The sequence below is a fragment of the Streptomyces lunalinharesii genome, assembly GCF_039532155.1.
Classification (GTDB): domain Bacteria; phylum Actinomycetota; class Actinomycetes; order Streptomycetales; family Streptomycetaceae; genus Streptomyces; species Streptomyces lunalinharesii.
This window is the reverse complement of the sequence record NZ_BAAARK010000003.1, coordinates 402,243-417,878: the sequence shown is the minus strand read 5'-3', so window position 1 is coordinate 417,878 and position 15,636 is coordinate 402,243. Positions and strand designations below refer to the sequence as shown.

The window sequence follows — 15,636 nt, the reverse complement described above, 5'->3', positions numbered from 1 at the left end:
GCAGAGTCGGCCCGACCCGGTCCACCACAGACAACGGGGCCCGCAGCCTTCCGGCTGCGGGCCCCGACGCCTACTCCGTCGTCACTGACTCACTCGTACGTTCAGCGACCCGGCGGTTGCGTGGGCGGCATCTGCGGGTACGAACCGGGCCCACCAGGCCGCTGCTGGTACGCCCCCTGCGGCCCCTGCGGATTCGGTACGAACCCTCCAGGACCACCCGGCCCGCCGAAGCCCCCAGGGCCACCGGGCGGCGGCCCGTTCCGCTTCTTCTTGGCCACCAGGACCACGACGAGGACGATGACGAGGACGACGAGCACGCCCCCGACGATGCCGATGATGGCGACGGGGCTCAGGCCCTTGCTGCTGTGGATCTTCGGGTCGACGCCGTTGTTACCGGCCGCGCTGGACGGGTCGGACGACGCACCGCCACCGCTCAGAGCCGGGAACGGCCCGTCCTTGGGACCGGCGGGAACGTCCTTGGTCAGGGCACTCAACGGCTTGATGAAGCCGTACCCGTAGTGCTGGTCCGGAAGCTTCATGTCCGGCATGTCCACCGGAATGCCCGCCGTCTTGATCATCCGGTTGGCGATCTGCCCAGCAGTCAGATCCGGGAACTTGGAACGGAGGAGTGCGGCGGTGGCGGAGACGTAGGCAGTGGAGTCGGAAGTGCCGTTGGCCAAACGGTATTTGCCGTTAACGTCCACCACTGGGCTCGCAGACCTGATACGCACCCCAGGCGCAAGGAGCTTAACGTACGGGCCAAAGTTTGACTTGTCCCACACGTATCCGTGGCTATCTACCGCGCCGACCGCAAGCACACCGGGCGCCGCAGCTGGATACGCTGGAGTGCCGACGCCGTCATTACCCGTGCCTGCTACGAGCAATACATCATGCTGTCGGGCGTATTCGACAGCCTTTTGTTCCAGCGGCGTCAGTTCAGAGCTACCGGTGACGAAGGACATGTTCACGACCTTCGCCCCCTGATCTACGGCGTATCGGAGAGGCTCCGAGAAGTCGGAACTCCCCTCATCGGTTCCCACCGGGAGGATCTTGGCGTCGGGAGCTAGCCCCTTCACCCCGTCTGACCCGCCGGGACCATGCCCGTGCCCAGCAATCAGCGACGCCATGGCCGTGCCGTGGGCACGTTGCTGATATGCGTGATCCGCTGTACCCCCATCAATGAAGCTTTTCCCCGGGAGTACGTTTCCTACGAGGTCAGCATGGCTACCGTCAACCGGATCGTCTATGACGGCGACCGTAACGCCCTTGCCCGTCGAAACCTTCCAGACCGACTCAGCGTCGAACTTCTGCAGTGGCCACTGGTCGTTCCTCATCTGATCCGCCGAAGCAACCGACGCGGTGCCAAAAAGCAGCGCCCCCGCCACTGCCGCGCCGCCCACCGCACGCAGCGTCCGCGTGAAGCTCATGCCATTACACCTTCCTCACAGAACTGGGGCCCGCAGCCCGAGAGCTACGGGCCCCAAGCGTGTCTGCCGATTGCTTGTCCGGCCGTTCTTACTCGATGACCCGGGGAGCCACATTACGCTCCGGCGTCCAGGTCTCCTCGTCCTCCACGAGGTAGTCGGGACGGTTGCCGTTCTGTCCCTTGCCCTCGCCCTTGCCTCCGTGGGCACCGTGGGCGCCGCCCATCATGCCGGCCGGACGGCGTCCGCCGCTGGCGTTGTTCGTGGTGCCGGCACCGGTTCCACCGCGGCTACGGTGCAGGCCCGAACCACCCTGAGCGCCACCACCAGCACTGGCCTTACCACCGGACGCGCCGATGATTCCGCCCTTCTGTCGCGCCTGGGCACCACCGACGCCGGCGCCGCCAGCGCCGCCACCACGGCCGCCTCCGCCCTTTCCGGCACCACCGGCGTGAGCACCGCCCATGCCCGGCATGCCCGGCCGGCCAGCACGGGCACCGCCAGGAGCACCCGGGCCACCCGAGGTGCCCTTCGCACCGCCCGGGCCACCCGAGGTGCCCTTCGCACCGCCCGGGCCACCGGACACGCCCTTCAATCCGCCCGGCCCGGACTTCAGAGTGCCCATGCCACCACCGGGAATGCCCGGCATGCCGCCGCTCGGGCCGCCTCCGTTGGGCACGTGAACGCCGGGACCACCCTCGAGGCCACCAGGGCCGCCAGCAGTTGGAATCTTGAGGCCACCAGGGCCACCGGGGCCACCGCCCTGGAGACCCTCCAGACCTGTCGTCACAGGGGGCGTGTTGGGCTTCATTTGACCCAGCCCACCGCTGATGCCGGGCTGGTCCGGCATCTTGGGAGTCTCGGGCATCTTGGGCGCGGCCTTCATGCCTCGTGTGGGGATCTTTACGCCGCCCCCGCCGCCCCCGACACCCGGCCCACCCATGCCGGGCATGGGCATGGGCATGGGCATCGTGGACAATCCGTTGCTGGGATCATGGTCACGGATCTGATCGTCGATCCTCCCGTTACCGGGCTTGCCACCCGCCGTCGGCGGCTTAAGCCCCGACGCCCGCACCACATAAGCCGTCCCCAGATTCTCCATCGCGACCGCGGCCTCAAGTCGCTTCGTCTGGTGGCCGGACAGGTTGTCCTTGTTGGCGTCGAGGACGCCCTGCGTGCTGGCGCCCTGGTTGAGGACCTTGTTCAGGTCGTCGTCGTCGATCTGGTCGGACCAGGGCATCTCGCCCCAGACGTCGTCGCCCCAGTTCCAGCCGTCGTCAACGGGCTTGACCTTGTCGACGGCCTTCTGCAGGTCCTGCGCCGCCATCCCCATCACCTGGGCGGTGTGCGAGGCGTAGGGAGCACCCGAGCTGAAGTTCTGGCTGATCTCCTGGGCGCGCTTGTAGAACTTCTCCGCCGTGTCGCCGTGCCAGGACTCCATCACCTTCGTCACGGCGTCGTTGAACCGCTTCTGGATTCCGCCTCCACCATCGCCCGATCCGACCAGCTGGTCGTGGAGGTCCTGCCAGTTTTGGGCCACGTCCCGGACCTGCTGAACGTTGGCACCGTCCAGCATGCCCTTCAGGCCGTCCAGGTCATGGCTGTTGAACTTCGTTGTGAACGTCTCCCACGAGTTGCCACCCGTGGGCGCACTGCCCGCGTCTCCACCCATCAGTGGGCCCCCTTCTCCTTACACCTACCGGTCATGCGCCTTGCAGCAAGGTCACTTCATCGTGTTGTCGTGCTCAGCGTCCGCGTAGGCGTCCTTCGTCTTCTGGGACTTCTTACCGAAATCGTCGACCAAGCCCTCAATCTTGTCGACGATCTGGTTCTGGATGAAGTCCTTCATCTCGTTGTGCGCGTTGTGCAGCTTGCCGCGCTCGTCGAAGCCCTTACCCAGCGCACCCTCAGGAAGGTACGTCTGGTTCTTGGCCTTGTCCTTCGGCCCGCCCATGTCCTTGAGGACCTGGTTGAGCTCCTTCACGAGTTGATCAAGAGCGTCGAGATCAACGCCGTATTCCTTGCTAGCCATGCTTGGCCTCCCCGTGTGATGTCGTTCCGGTCTTACGGCGCCAGTCGCGCAGGGCGACGGACGAGCCCACGACCGCGCCGACGGCGAGGAGTCCGCCGCCGACGATGTAGATGCCGATGCGGGCCTGCCGCTCCTCGGGCGATTCGCCGAGGGTGAGGACGGCCGGCTGGATGTTGGTGCCGTCGGACACTCCGGAGAACTTATCCGGCGTGGGTGCGGCAGTCGGACGGGTGTCGTCCTTGAGGGCGGCAACGGGGTCGACCACGCCCCAACCGATGTTGTCGTCACGCCCCCTGCGGACCCGGTCGGCGGTCTGCTCGAGGTGCCAGATGACCTCGCGGGGGCCCCACTTCTCCTTGTCGTCCTTGTGCTTGGCGACCAGGAGGGCCGCGGCTCCGGCGGCGTACGGGGCGGCGAAGCTGGTGCCCTGGTCGACGCAGTTGCCGCCGAGCGGGACCGTCGAGACCATGTCGACACCGGGTGCGGCGATGCCGACGAAGGGTCCGGGCTGGGAGAAGGGAGCCCGTTCGTCGTTGCGGTCGGAGGCGGCGACGGCCAGGACGTTGTCGTAGGAGTCGCTGAACGCGGCGGGGTAGATGTTCTTCTCCTCGCCGCTCGCGCCGCTGTTGCCGGCGGCGGCGACGATCAGGACGTTGTGGTCCCTGGCGTTCTTGACCGCGGCCTCAAGGGTCGGCAGCAGTTGCTTGCTGGCCGCCGTGCCCTGCGAGATGTTGATGATGTCGACGTTGGCGGAGACCGCGTCGTTGATGGCCTTGGCGAGGGTGTCGGCGGTGCCGGCCTTCTCGTCGCTGGTCTGCTGGAACGGGATGATCTCGGCCTTGGGCGCAAGGCCGTAGAAGCCGGACGTCGCGCTGGGGCGGGCCGCGATGATGCCGGCGACCTTGGTGCCGTGGCCCACCTTGTCCTGGGTGGCCTTGCCGCCGACGTACGACTTGCCGGAGCCTTCGATGGCGTCCTGGAGCTGCTTGTTGCCCGCGTCCACGCCGGTGTCGATGACCGCGACCCGGATGCCCTGCCCCTCGCCGCTCGCCCACATCTGGTTGGTGAGCAGGCGCTGGAGGGACCAGGGGGTCTCTTTGATGTCGTCGGTGCCGAACTTGCACTCGCCGTTCTGCAGCGGCACGTTCTCGTCCGCGACCGCCGGCGCGACGGTGACGCTCGACAGGCCGGCGACGCAGGCCGCCGTGACCAGAGCACCCGTCGCGCGGCGGCGGTGCCCGGTTCGTAGACCAATGGCGCGAGATCCCACGGGTTTTCTGCTCTCCGTAGCGTTTGAGAGGGGGCGGATGAGGGGCGGGGCGAGAGGGCGGTGGCGGCGAGTTCGGGGCGTCACGGGTGAGGAATCGGTGACGGTGGGGGGAGGGCCGGTGAAGACTTCGCCATGGCGCACGGTCGGACGGCAGAAGGGCGAGCGCACCGTTGCAGCGCGCTCGCCCTCGTTGACCACTGTGCGAGCCGTTGCAGGCTGCTCAGCCGTGTGCCTTCCGCTCTCGCGTGTGCGGGATCAGCCGCCCCAGATGCCGGCGTTCTTGTGCTCGGTGCTCTGGTAGTTCTGAGCGGCGGTGTCCAGGGCCTTGGCGATGGCCTCGAGCGTCTGCTGCAGGTGGGCGGCGCGCTGGTCCCACTCGCGCTGGCGGGCCTGGTAGCCCTCCTGCGCGGCACCTTCCCAGCTCGCGGCGATCTTCTTGACGCCGGCCTCGAGGTCGTCGAGCTGCTGGCGAATGTTGTTGGCCGTCTGACGCACGTCGGAACTTGCCTGGCTGATCGTTTGGAAATTGACCAGGATCTGGCCGGACATGGGGTCTCCTCGGGAGTTGTTGCTGCTGAGTCGATTCACGTGCCGTGGTAGAGGAGCCGCACCGGAAGGGACGGCCTACCGGACCACGACGGGTTGGCGAGCGCGCCGGGTCAGTGGCGCGGCCCCCTCATCCGAAGGGGGAGGCCTGGGCGGTGACGTGCGAGATCGACTGAGCCTGCTCCTCTTCGGAGGAGGTGTAGTTCTGCGTGGTCTGGTCGATCGCTTCCTTGATCTCCGCCAGCAGCTGGTTGATCCGGTTGCCGTCCTCGTTCACCTGCGACTGCAGCTGGTGGTACGAGGAGGCCGCCTGGCCCTTCCATCCCGAGGTGATGGAGTCGACGACCGTCTGCAGACGCTGGATCTCCCCCTGGATCGCCTGGTTGACCGAGTCGATTTTGCCGCTGAACGCGACCATCTCCTCGTGCGTGGTTGTGAACTGACCAGCCATGGTCAACGTCCCCCATGAGACTTGTACGTCGGCCGCGCGGCTCCGGCAAGGGCAGTGCGCGGGAGGCATCTCCTGCTGACGCCTTCTGCCACATTACCTACTCCACACGCCTGTTCCCAACAGGGGGACGGCCGTTGTGACGGGATCACAACAATGTCAACTACGCCTCGGGAAACCGCCGTTCAATGGAATCGGGCAGATGGGGCGGTTTCGGTCAACCGGTAGTGAAGGTTCCGGGGAGAAGTGGCGGCCCGCGGGGGCCCGGGCGACTGGCCGATTCGGCGGTCTTGACGGCGGTGCGGGGTCCGTCCCGTCGGACGGCGGGCGAGCCTCGGCCCCGGACGCCGACGAGGCCGTGCCGGGCCCCTGGAGTGGGTGCCCGGCACGGCCTCGTGCGGCGCGTGCTCAGGTGACGCGAGCGCCGCTGCGAGCGGCCTCCTGGTACGTCAGGACGCCTGCGGCTTGGACGCGCTCGCCACGTCCAGCGACGGGCCCGCGGAGAGCAGCTTGGACCACGACTCCAGCATCAGCGGCGGGTGCGCGTCGCCGTAGCCGAGGTGGATCTGGGCCTGGTCCAGCTCCTGCTTGTCGCTGCCCGCCTTGGTCGCGGAGTCGTTGTTCCGCGGGATCGAGTAGCGCAGACCGGTGTCGGTGACCAGGAAGAGGCTGCCGGAGTTCGCCTTGGGGGTGGCGACCTGCTGGTAGAGCAGGCCGCTGCCGGGGCTGACGTAGGCGCTGGAGCCGGGGGCGATCTTGGCCGGGTAGTCCTTGCCGACCCAGGTGGTCATGTCCGGCAGGCCGTTGGGGTAGCCGAGCTTCTCGACGCCCGGGTACTTGGTGTTGGTCCCCTTGTAGACGCTGCAGGAGACGCCGTTCTGGGTGGGGGTGGACAGGCCGCTGGTCTGCGAGCCGTGCGCGAAGTCGTTGGCCGCGCTGACGATCTCGCTGGGCCACGGGCTGTCGACGTCGGTGTACGGGACCTTGCCGTAGAAGGTGACCGGGTGGTTGGTGGCGTCCAGCTTGGGGCTCACCCGGCCGGTGGCGACGCTCACCGGGGTGAGCGCCTTGCCGCTGCCGCCGTTCACCTTGGTGGCGTTCTCGCCCTGCTCCAGGAGGTTGGCGACGAAGTTCGAGACCTGCTCGACGCCGTCCTGCACGACCACGTACTTCTGGCCGTCGCCGGCCTGGAGGATCGAGCCGACCTTCTGCGCCTCGGCCGGGAGCGCGCTGTTGGAGACCGAGGTGCCGGCGCCCGGCACCTCCGGCATGCTGATCGGGTACGGGCTCTTGATCAGCGTGTTCATGAACTCGGCGGACACCTTCTGGGGTTCCGCCTGGGAACCGAAGATGACACGGCGCAGGGAGCGGTCGGCCTCGGTGTCGGTGTGCTTGGCGTTGGTCTTCTGCTCCAGGAGCCCCTGCTGCTGGTTGGCGATCATCTGGAACGCGAAGCCGTTGTGGTCGATCAACCACCGCACGCCGTCCGGGTCTTCGACGTACAGCGCCTGGTGGAGGTCGAGCTTGCCCTGCCGGGTGTCGTCGATCTTGTCGCGTTCCTTGCCCGCGAGGACGAACACCGCCTGCTGCGTCTTGCTGTTCTCGCCGCTGCCGGGGCGGTCGCACACCGCCCAGGTCTTGGGCTTGTCGACGTCGGCGGCGGTGGGCAGCCGGTCCGGGGCGTAGGGAATCCCGATCGCGGCGCCGCGCGAGATCTTCCCGCTGTCCAACTCGGATTCCTTGACCTTCACGACCTGGAACTTCTTCGGGTCGAGAAGGAGCTTGGCGGAGGCGAGATTCAGAACGGGGTGCAGCAGCTTCTGCTTTTTGCCGTTGGCGTCCTTGCTTTCCAGTACGACATAGCGAGTGGTGGATTCATCCCCGACGAGGACGTTTGTCCCCACGGTGTCCCATCCCGCCGGGGCGACCGGCTTGAGAATGCCGCAGGCCCCGAACCCCACGAGCACCAGGACGCCCATCACCACACTGGGCAACACGGCCTTCAGCGGTCTCGGCGCGCTTTCGATGGAACCGTTCGGCAGCGGCTTCAGAAATGCCGCATTCGTGCGCTTTCGAGCGAACGAATACGCATTCAGCTCGTCCCGACGTGATGCCATTGTTGCTTTCTCTCCCCGCCTGTTGGATCCACATCGACCGCCCCCGGCACTCACGCCGTAGCGCCCTCTACTATGCCGTGTATCGATCGAGCCGTACGGTACGGGTGCCACCTTCCAACGCACCAGTCTCAACAACGGCCGATACGTCTAGAGCCACCACCACCAGTAGAGGAGCAGGCCGGGGGATGTCCAGCGCCACCAGGGCTCGACGCCGCAATGGGCGGCAACAGCAGCAACAGCCTTCCGCTGCACCGCAGAACGCGGGAAATGAGGGCCAAAACGGCACAGCGCCGGGCAGTAGAGGAAACGGGGGTCGGGCCGCGGCCGGACCGGTTTCGCCCCGGCTGCGCCAACAGGCCGGCACCATCGGCGGCGTCCGCGTCCAGCAGCTGGCCATCATCGAACTCGCCGCGGCGCTGGTCCTGGTGGGCCTGTCGATGCATCACCCGGTGGCGCTGACCGTGGCCGTGGTGGTGGCGGTCGTCCTGGTCATCTTCGCGCTCGGCCGGCGCCGGAAGATCCCGCTGCCCGAGTGGATCATCACCGTGCGCGCGATGAACCGCCGCGGGAAGACCGCGGGCGAGAACCTCGCCGCCACCCAGGGCGTCGACCCCGCCTTCGCCCCGGTGGTGGAGTGCGACCCGGCCCTGCGCACCTACGAGTACACCGACGCCGAGCAGCGCACCATCGGCTTCGTCGGGGACGGCACGTTCCTGACCGCCCTCGTCCAGGTGGACGCCCGCGACGAACCGCTGCGGCCGCAGCGCGGCAGCCACATGGTCCCGCTGGAGCTGCTGCACACCGCGCTGGACATCGAGGACATCCACCTGGAGTCCGCGCAGTTCGTCCAGTACACCCAGCCCGCGCCGGCGCCGCACCTGCCCGAGCAGGCCGTCGCCGCCCGCTCCTACGCGCCGCTCCAGGCCCAGTCGCAGACCCCCGCGGTGCAGCTGACCTGGATCGCGCTGAAGCTGGACCCGGAGCTGTGCGCCGAGGCGATCGAGGCCCGCGGCGGCGGCATGAACGGCGCCCAGCGCTCCCTGCTCCGCGCCGCCGACCAGCTCGTCAGCCGGCTCACCGCGCACGGCGTGCGCGCCAAGGTCCTCGACGAGCGCGAGGTGGTGGCCGCGGTCGGCACCGCGGTGTGCGTCAGCCCGCGGGCCGCGAACGGCGCGATGGGCCGGGACGGCCGGGCCGCCCGCCGCACCCAGGAGACCACCCGGGCGATGCGCTGCGACGACCGCTGGCACACCACGTACTGGATCGGTCGCTGGCCCCAACTCGGCCGCGGCGGCGCTCCGTTGGCGGCCGTCACCCAGCTGTTGACCAGCACCCGGGCGATGGCCAGCACCTTCGCGCTGACCGCGTCGCACGGCAGCGGCCGACTGCCGGCCATCTCCGGCTACATCCGGCTGTCGACCCGTAGCGACAACGAACTCTCCGACGCACAGACCGAGTTGGAGCGCCGCTCCGGCTCCGTCAAGGTCGGACTCGTCCGGCTCGACCGCGAGCAGCTGCCCGGCCTGCTGGCCACGCTTCCCCTCGGAGGTACCCGCTGATGGGCACTCCCACGTACCAGCCCCGCGTCAACGTCAGCAGCGACGGCTGGCGCACCCCCACGAACCAGGGCGTCTCCGGTGGTCGGCTCTCGCACCAGCCGCGCCCCGACGAGGAGCAGTCCGGGCCGACGGGGCCGAAGCCGCGCCCCGGTTTCGGCCTGCGCGGCCCGCGGCGCAACCCGCACGTCCTGCCGGCCGAGTCGCTCGCCGAACTCACCCTGCCGGTCGGCGACGACGGCGTCATCATCGGCATCGACCCGCAGAACCAGCCGGCGGTGCTGAGCCTGCTGCGCCCCGCGCCGATGGAGATCGCGCTGGTCGGCAGCATGTGGATGGCGCAGGTGCTGGCGCTGCGCACGGTCGCCACCGGCGCCCGGGTCGCGGTGGAGACCGCCCGGCCGCCGGCCTGGGGCCAGATGGCGCAGGCCGCCGGTGGCGGTCAGCAGTGCGTCTCGGTCTTCGACGTGCGCCAGATCGCGCCGCAGGGACCGTCGGTTTCCAGCCCCGTCCTCGTCGTCCGCGACATGGGTGCCCGCCCGCCGCGCAACCAGCTCGCGCCGAGCCCCTGGCAGACCGTGCTGACGGTGCTGCCGTTCCTCGGGCCGCGTTCGCCGCAGATGCTCGGCCGGGCGGACCTGGTCGGCCTGCAGCGACTGTCGCCCGAGGAGGCCGAGGTTGTGACGCGGATCATGCGCCTGCCGGACAACGTCGGTGCGGTGCTGCCGACGTTGAGCGACAACGCCATGCTGTGGTGCCGGCGGGACGGCGACCACCAGTTCGTCATGACCCAGCCCACCGAGCCGGAGATCAACCTGCTGGGCGGGCCGCGCCGCATGGACTGACCGCGCGCACCGGCCGGTTGTCCGAGGGCGTCTCGTGCGCCGTACGACGCGACCGGCCGCCGGCACGAGCTACGGGCGCATCCACGGGGTGCGCCCGTAGGCGTGCCGACCGGGCTTGAAGACGACATGGCATCGACTGCCGTTATGGGCCGACTGTTGATTAGGCTGTGGGGAGAGCCGCAGGAGCACATCACCTCGGCAGCGCGCGACGGCAGTCGACACGGGGATGGAGACTTAGCAGTGGTGGCGCAACCTCGGGTGACGTGCTCCGACTTCCGTTACATCCGATCGATCCGCCTGTATCCGGTCCTGCCGTTCAGGTGCGTTGCAGTAGACCAGGAGGCACAGTGAAAGACCAGGAGGCTTTCCGCCCGGACGGGAACGATCCTGACGACGACCAGTCCGAGTTCGACCTGACCGGCGAGTTCAAGATCGATTTCGCGGCTCCGGCCTGGTACGGCAGCAACGACACCAGTGGTGGCGCGGGCGCCGCGGCCTCCTCCGCGACGCCGCCCGCCGGCGCCTCGACCCCGGGCCCGTCGTCAACCGGCCAGTCGCCGTCCGGGCCCGCCCAGGGCTCCGCGACCCCCGGCGTTCCGCAGCAGGGGGCTCCCGGTCCGGCCGCGCCTCCCGGCTTCCCGACGCTGCGCCCGCACGGCGCGGGCGGGGACGACGCGGCCGCCGCGGCCGGCGGTGCGTCGGCTCCGGCCGCCGCCGACGACGCGGCCGGCGCCAACGTCCACGCGGGCAGCGGTCCGGACCCCTCGGCCTCCCTCTGGGACGACGACGAGGACGACGCGGGGCCGGCGGCGGCGGATCCGACGCCCGAGCCGCGGTCCGCCGCGGCGCCGCAGCCGGAGGCCGCGCCCGCGCCCGAGGGACAGCCCGCACCGGCTCCCGGGCCGGACGCCGCCACCGCAGCCGCAGCGACGGCCGCCGCGGGCGCCCAGCCCGCCGCCCAGCCAGCCCAGCCCGTCCAGGGCCAGCAGCCGGCCCAGCAGCCTCCGCAGCAGCTGGCGCCCGGCCAGGGCGTGCCCCAGCAGGGCGTCGCTCCGCAGGGCATGCCGCCGCAGCAGGGCGCTCCGGCGGCGGGTGCGCCGTGGCCCGGCGCGGACGGTCAGCAGCAGGGCGCGCCGGCGCAGGGCGGACTCCCGCCGCTGCCGCCGGAGTTCCAGCCGGCCGACCCGCGGATGGCGCAGGCCGGCCAGCAGCAGCCGGTCGCACCCCAGCAGGCCCAGCAGCAGCCGGCCCAGCCGCAGCAGGCACAGCCGCAGCAGGCCCATCCCCAGGCACCCCAGCAGCCCTACCCGCAGCAGGCCCAGCAGCCGCAGCAGCCCCAGCAGGGCGGCTACCCGCAGCAGCAGGCCGCCCCGGCGCAGCAGGGTGGCTACGGCTACCCGCAGCCCGCGTACGGCTATCCGCAGCAGGTGCAGCAGCAGGGTCAGCACCCGCAGCAGCAGGCCCAGCAGCAGCCCACCGCCCAGCCGCAGCAGCCCGCCTACGGCTACCCGCAGCAGGGCTACCCCCAGCAGGGCCAACAGCAGGCCCAGCAGCACGCCCAGCAACAGCCACAGCAGCAGGCCCAGCCCGGCTACCCCCAGCAGCCGCAGCAGGCCCAACAGCCGCAGCAGGCCCAGCAACAGCCGCAGCCGGGTCAACAGGGTCAACAGCCGCTCCCCGGCCAGCAGTTCGGCGACCCCAACGCGGCGGCCAACTACGCCCAGTACTCCCAGCCGGGCCAGCAGCAGCCGCAGCGCGCCACCCCCGGTGCACCGCTCGGCTACAGCGCCGCGGTCGAGCTGACCTCCGACCGCCTGCTGCGCAACCAGCCGAAGAAGCGGAAGCCGGGTGCCAACGCCCAGCCGTCCAAGTTCAAGCTGGGTGCGAAGAAGGAGCTGGAGGAGCGCCAGCGCAAGCTGGAGCTGATCCGCACGCCGGTGCTGTCCTGCTACCGGATCGCGGTGATCAGCCTCAAGGGCGGCGTCGGCAAGACCACCACCACCACCGCGCTGGGCGCCACCCTGGCCTCCGAGCGGCAGGACAAGATCCTCGCGATCGACGCCAACCCGGACGCCGGCACGCTCGGTCGACGGGTCCGCCGCGAGACCGGGGCGACCATCCGTGACCTGGTGCAGGCGATCCCCCACCTGCACAGCTACATGGACATCCGCCGGTTCACCTCGCAGGCCCCCTCGGGCCTGGAGATCCTCGCCAACGACGTCGACCCGGCCGTCTCGACGACGTTCAACGACGAGGACTACCGGCGCGCGATCGACATCCTCGGCAAGCAGTACCCGGTCATCCTCACCGACTCGGGCACCGGTCTGCTCTACAGCGCGATGCGCGGTGTGCTCGACCTCGCCGACCAGTTGATCATCATCTCCACCCCGTCGGTCGACGGTGCCAGCAGCGCCAGCACCACCTTGGACTGGCTCTCCGCGCACGGCTACGCCGACCTGGTGCAGCGCGGCCTCACGGTCATCTCCGGGGTCCGCGAGACCGGCAAGATGATCAAGATCGAGGACATCGTGTCGCACTTCGAGACCCGCTGCCGCGGGGTCGTCGTGGTGCCGTTCGACGAGCACCTCGCCGCCGGCGCCGAGGTCGACCTCGACATGATGCGACCGAAGACCCGCGAGGCGTACTTCAACCTCTCCGCCCTGGTCGCCGAGGACTTCGCGCGCCAGCAGCAGGCCCAGGGGATGTACGCACAGGCGCAGATGGGGCAGCAGCAGATGGGCGGCGACCCGTACGCCCAGCAGCAGGACCCGTACGCCCAACAGCAGTACGCCCAACAGGCGCAGCAGGCCCAGCAGCAGGTCCCCCAGCAGGGCCAGCCGCCGGCCGGCTACCCGCCGCAGCAGGGCGGTTGGACCCAGCAGCCCGCCGCCCAGCCGCCGGCCGGTTGGCAGCAACAGCCCGCCCCGGACGCTCCGTTGCCGGAGCAGGGCGGCTGGACCCAGCAGCCGCCCCCGCAGTGAGCGGCCAGGCGTGCACGAAAGGGGCGGGGCCCGGCAGTCGACTGCCGGGCCCCGCCCCTTTCGTGCGCCCTCAACGGGCGCGAAGTGCCCTACGCCAGACCGGATTCGGCGATCAGCCCGCGGGCCTGCTTCACGTCGACCGCCATCCGCTCCAGCAGCGCGTCCAGGGTGTCGAACTTCTCCTGGCCCCGGATGTAGGCGAGGAAGTCCACCGCGACGTGCAGCCCGTACAGGTCGAGCCCGATCCGGTCGATGGCGTACGCCTCCACCGTCCGCACCTTGCCGTCGAACTGCGGGTTGGTGCCCACCGAGACGGCCGCCGGCATCGCCTCGCCCTCGACGTGCAGCAGCCCCGCGTAGACCCCGTCGGCCGGGATCGCGGTGTGCGGCAAGGTCTCCACGTTGGCCGTGGGGAAGCCCAGTTCACGACCGCGCTGCGCGCCGCGGACGACCACGCCCTCGACCCGGTGCGGCCGCCCCAGGACCTCCCTGGCCCCCGCCACGTCGCCCTCGGCGACCAGCCGGCGGACCAGCGTGGACGAGAACGGCACGCCGCCGCCCGCGGTGCCGCGCTCGAAGAGGTCGATGACCTCGACCGTGTAGTCGTAGGTGCGGCCCAGCTCGGCGAGGCTCTCGACGGTGCCCTTGGCCTTGTGGCCGAAACGGAAGTTCGGCCCCTCCACGACGAGCTGCGCGTGCAACTTGTCGACCAGCACCTTCACCACGAAGTCGGCGGGCGCCAGCTGCGAGAACTCCTTGGTGAACGGCAGCACCAGCACCGCGTCCACCCCCAGCTCCGCCATCAGCTCGGCCCGGCGGTGGTGCGGGGCCAGCAGCGGCGGATGGGTGCCGGGGCGGACCACCTCGCTCGGGTGCGGGTCGAAGGTGACGACCACGGCCGGGACCCCCAGCTCGCGGGCGCGCGCCACCGCGCGACCGATGATCAATTGGTGGCCGCGGTGCACTCCGTCGTACGAGCCGATGGTGACGACGCTGCGTCCCCAACCCTCGGGGATGTCCTCCAAGCCACGCCAGCGCTGCACTCTGCCCGCTCCTCGCCCGAACTCTTGACCGTCCACTGCGCCATTTCGGCATGGCGCAGGTCTAAGACTGCCATGCCGCGAGCGCGGCTTCGCGCGAAGGGTCGACTGGCCGCTGTTGCATCGGACACCCCGCGGCGCCCGCCGACCACCGGCCGGTCACCGCCGCCCCGTCCCGAGGGGCGGCCGACGGGGCCCGCCCCACACGCCCGGGACCGCTCCCCCACGACGCCGCGACCCGCCGCAGCGCCACCGGCTCGTCCTCGGCGAGCGCGTCCAGCAGTTCGGTCGCACGGGGGTGCGGCACTCCGATCAGCGTCTGCACGAGGGCGTCCAGCGCCCGGGTGCGATGGGTGTGCAGCAGCGCCTGCGCGGCGTGCGCGACGGTGACCGGGCCGGGCGCGGCGGGCGCGGCCAGCAGCGGACGGACGTCGTCGAACCAGCCGCACAGCACCGGCTGGGTCCGTTCCGGCGCGGCCTTCAGCAGCTCGGCCACGAGGTCGAGGAAGCGTCCGGGGCGCAGGGGCCCGCCCTCGGGACCGCACGCCTCCACGCCCCCCGCACGGCCCGCTACGGGGCCGTCGACCCACCCGGCGCCCGCCCGGCGGCCCGCCTCCCCGTCGGCGGGGTGGACCCGGACCCGCGGCGGCCGGGCGAAGGGACGTGACGCTCGTCCGCCGCGCGCGGTCGGCGGCGGCCCGTCGGCCGGCAGCAGCCGGCGCAGCAGTTCCAGCCGGTCCGCCGGCGCCAGCGCCAGGCACCGCCAGAACACCGGGCCGAACGTGGCCAGTCCGGCGTCCGCGAAGCCGCCGGCCGCGACCGACAGTTCGGTGATCCGGTCGGCGAGCAGCCGCAGCACGCCCAGGTAAGGCGTGGCGTCCGGCACCCCCAGCAGCACGCCGCACAGTCGACCGGCCGCCGTCCCGGAGCCCACCCCGGGAGCGGTTGCGGCGCCCACCAACTCCCGCCATTCCAGCGCCAGTTCCTCAACCGTGCCGCCCTCGACGCCCCCACTGGCCGCACCGCGCGCTGCCCCGCCGGGTCGTCCGTGCGCCACTCGGTGCACCCCTGCGTGCGGCCTCCCGAACGCGCCCCCGTCGACCACCCCGTACGCATCCCCGCACACGTCCCTGTCGACGTCCAGCACCACCATGCGCGAACCTCCCCGCCCGTTACCGTCCGTGCTCATCGGCGACGACGGTAGACAGACAGTGATCTTCGCGACAGGGTGCACGGCGAACGCGCCCCCGTCCGCGCCGTGGTTCACTCCGAGCGCCTGCTCACGGGGGTGAATCACCGCGAGGCGCTGGACAGAGACTCAGCGAGGGGGATGGTGGAGCGCGGGCCGAACGCTCCGCGCCCGTCGGCACGGCCCGC

12 protein-coding genes are annotated in these 15,636 nt (G+C 70.5%); 3 read left to right on the top strand and 9 right to left on the bottom strand.

Annotated elements, in window-relative coordinates; all coding sequences use genetic code 11:
- Nucleotides 1–101: 101 nt before the first annotated feature.
- The 7 genes from ABD385_RS07795 to eccB all read right to left on the bottom strand — a co-directional run bounded on the left by ABD385_RS07795 (nt 102) and on the right by eccB (nt 7,837).
- Nucleotides 102–1,427, bottom strand: coding sequence for a S8 family peptidase (locus ABD385_RS07795; protein ID WP_344574261.1), 1,326 nt, complete (start codon nt 1,425–1,427; stop codon nt 102–104).
- Between the two features lie 88 nt (nt 1,428–1,515).
- Complete coding sequence (locus tag ABD385_RS07790; protein WP_344574260.1) at nt 1,516–3,096, bottom strand: WXG100 family type VII secretion target; 1,581 nt, start codon at nt 3,094–3,096, stop codon at nt 1,516–1,518.
- Between the two features lie 51 nt (nt 3,097–3,147).
- Nucleotides 3,148–3,456, bottom strand: a complete 309-nt coding sequence (locus ABD385_RS07785) for a hypothetical protein (RefSeq protein ID WP_044379961.1) — start codon at nt 3,454–3,456, stop codon at nt 3,148–3,150.
- Entirely contained in the window at nt 3,449–4,726 is a 1,278-nt protein-coding gene (gene mycP, locus ABD385_RS07780) for a type VII secretion-associated serine protease mycosin (protein ID WP_344574259.1), read from the bottom strand. The genes ABD385_RS07785 and mycP overlap by 8 nt, the downstream gene beginning before the upstream one ends.
- 255 nt (nt 4,727–4,981) lie before the next feature.
- Nucleotides 4,982–5,275, bottom strand: coding sequence for a WXG100 family type VII secretion target (locus ABD385_RS07775; RefSeq protein ID WP_044379964.1), 294 nt, complete (start codon nt 5,273–5,275; stop codon nt 4,982–4,984).
- Nucleotides 5,276–5,402: 127 nt separating this feature from the next.
- On the bottom strand, nt 5,403–5,723 hold the full coding sequence (locus tag ABD385_RS07770; RefSeq protein WP_044379965.1) for a WXG100 family type VII secretion target: 321 nt from the start codon (nt 5,721–5,723) through the stop codon (nt 5,403–5,405).
- Between the two features lie 446 nt (nt 5,724–6,169).
- Nucleotides 6,170–7,837 (bottom strand): type VII secretion protein EccB, encoded by a 1,668-nt coding sequence (eccB, locus tag ABD385_RS07765; protein WP_344574258.1) that lies wholly within the window; start codon nt 7,835–7,837, stop codon nt 6,170–6,172.
- A 185-nt stretch (nt 7,838–8,022) separates the two neighbouring features.
- Between eccB and eccE the strand changes: the two genes are divergently transcribed.
- The 3 genes from eccE to ABD385_RS07750 all read left to right on the top strand — a co-directional run bounded on the left by eccE (nt 8,023) and on the right by ABD385_RS07750 (nt 13,219).
- A complete protein-coding gene (gene eccE, locus ABD385_RS07760) occupies nt 8,023–9,396 on the top strand; it encodes a type VII secretion protein EccE (RefSeq protein WP_344574256.1) in 1,374 nt (457 codons plus the stop codon).
- Nucleotides 9,396–10,238, top strand: coding sequence for a hypothetical protein (locus tag ABD385_RS07755; protein WP_344574255.1), 843 nt, complete (start codon nt 9,396–9,398; stop codon nt 10,236–10,238). The genes eccE and ABD385_RS07755 overlap by 1 nt, the downstream gene beginning before the upstream one ends.
- Nucleotides 10,239–10,585: 347 nt before the next feature.
- Entirely contained in the window at nt 10,586–13,219 is a 2,634-nt protein-coding gene (locus ABD385_RS07750; protein WP_344574254.1) for an SCO5717 family growth-regulating ATPase, read from the top strand.
- 89 nt (nt 13,220–13,308) lie between these two features.
- On the opposite strand, the gene ABD385_RS07745 is transcribed toward ABD385_RS07750, so the two are convergent.
- The gene (locus tag ABD385_RS07745; protein WP_344574253.1) at nt 13,309–14,262 is read right to left on the bottom strand and encodes a bifunctional riboflavin kinase/FAD synthetase; all 954 of its coding nucleotides are present in this window, start codon (nt 14,260–14,262) and stop codon (nt 13,309–13,311) included.
- 61 nt (nt 14,263–14,323) lie between these two features.
- On the bottom strand, nt 14,324–15,448 hold the full coding sequence (locus ABD385_RS41320) for a hypothetical protein (protein ID WP_425585363.1): 1,125 nt from the start codon (nt 15,446–15,448) through the stop codon (nt 14,324–14,326).
- Nucleotides 15,449–15,636: the final 188 nt, after the last annotated feature.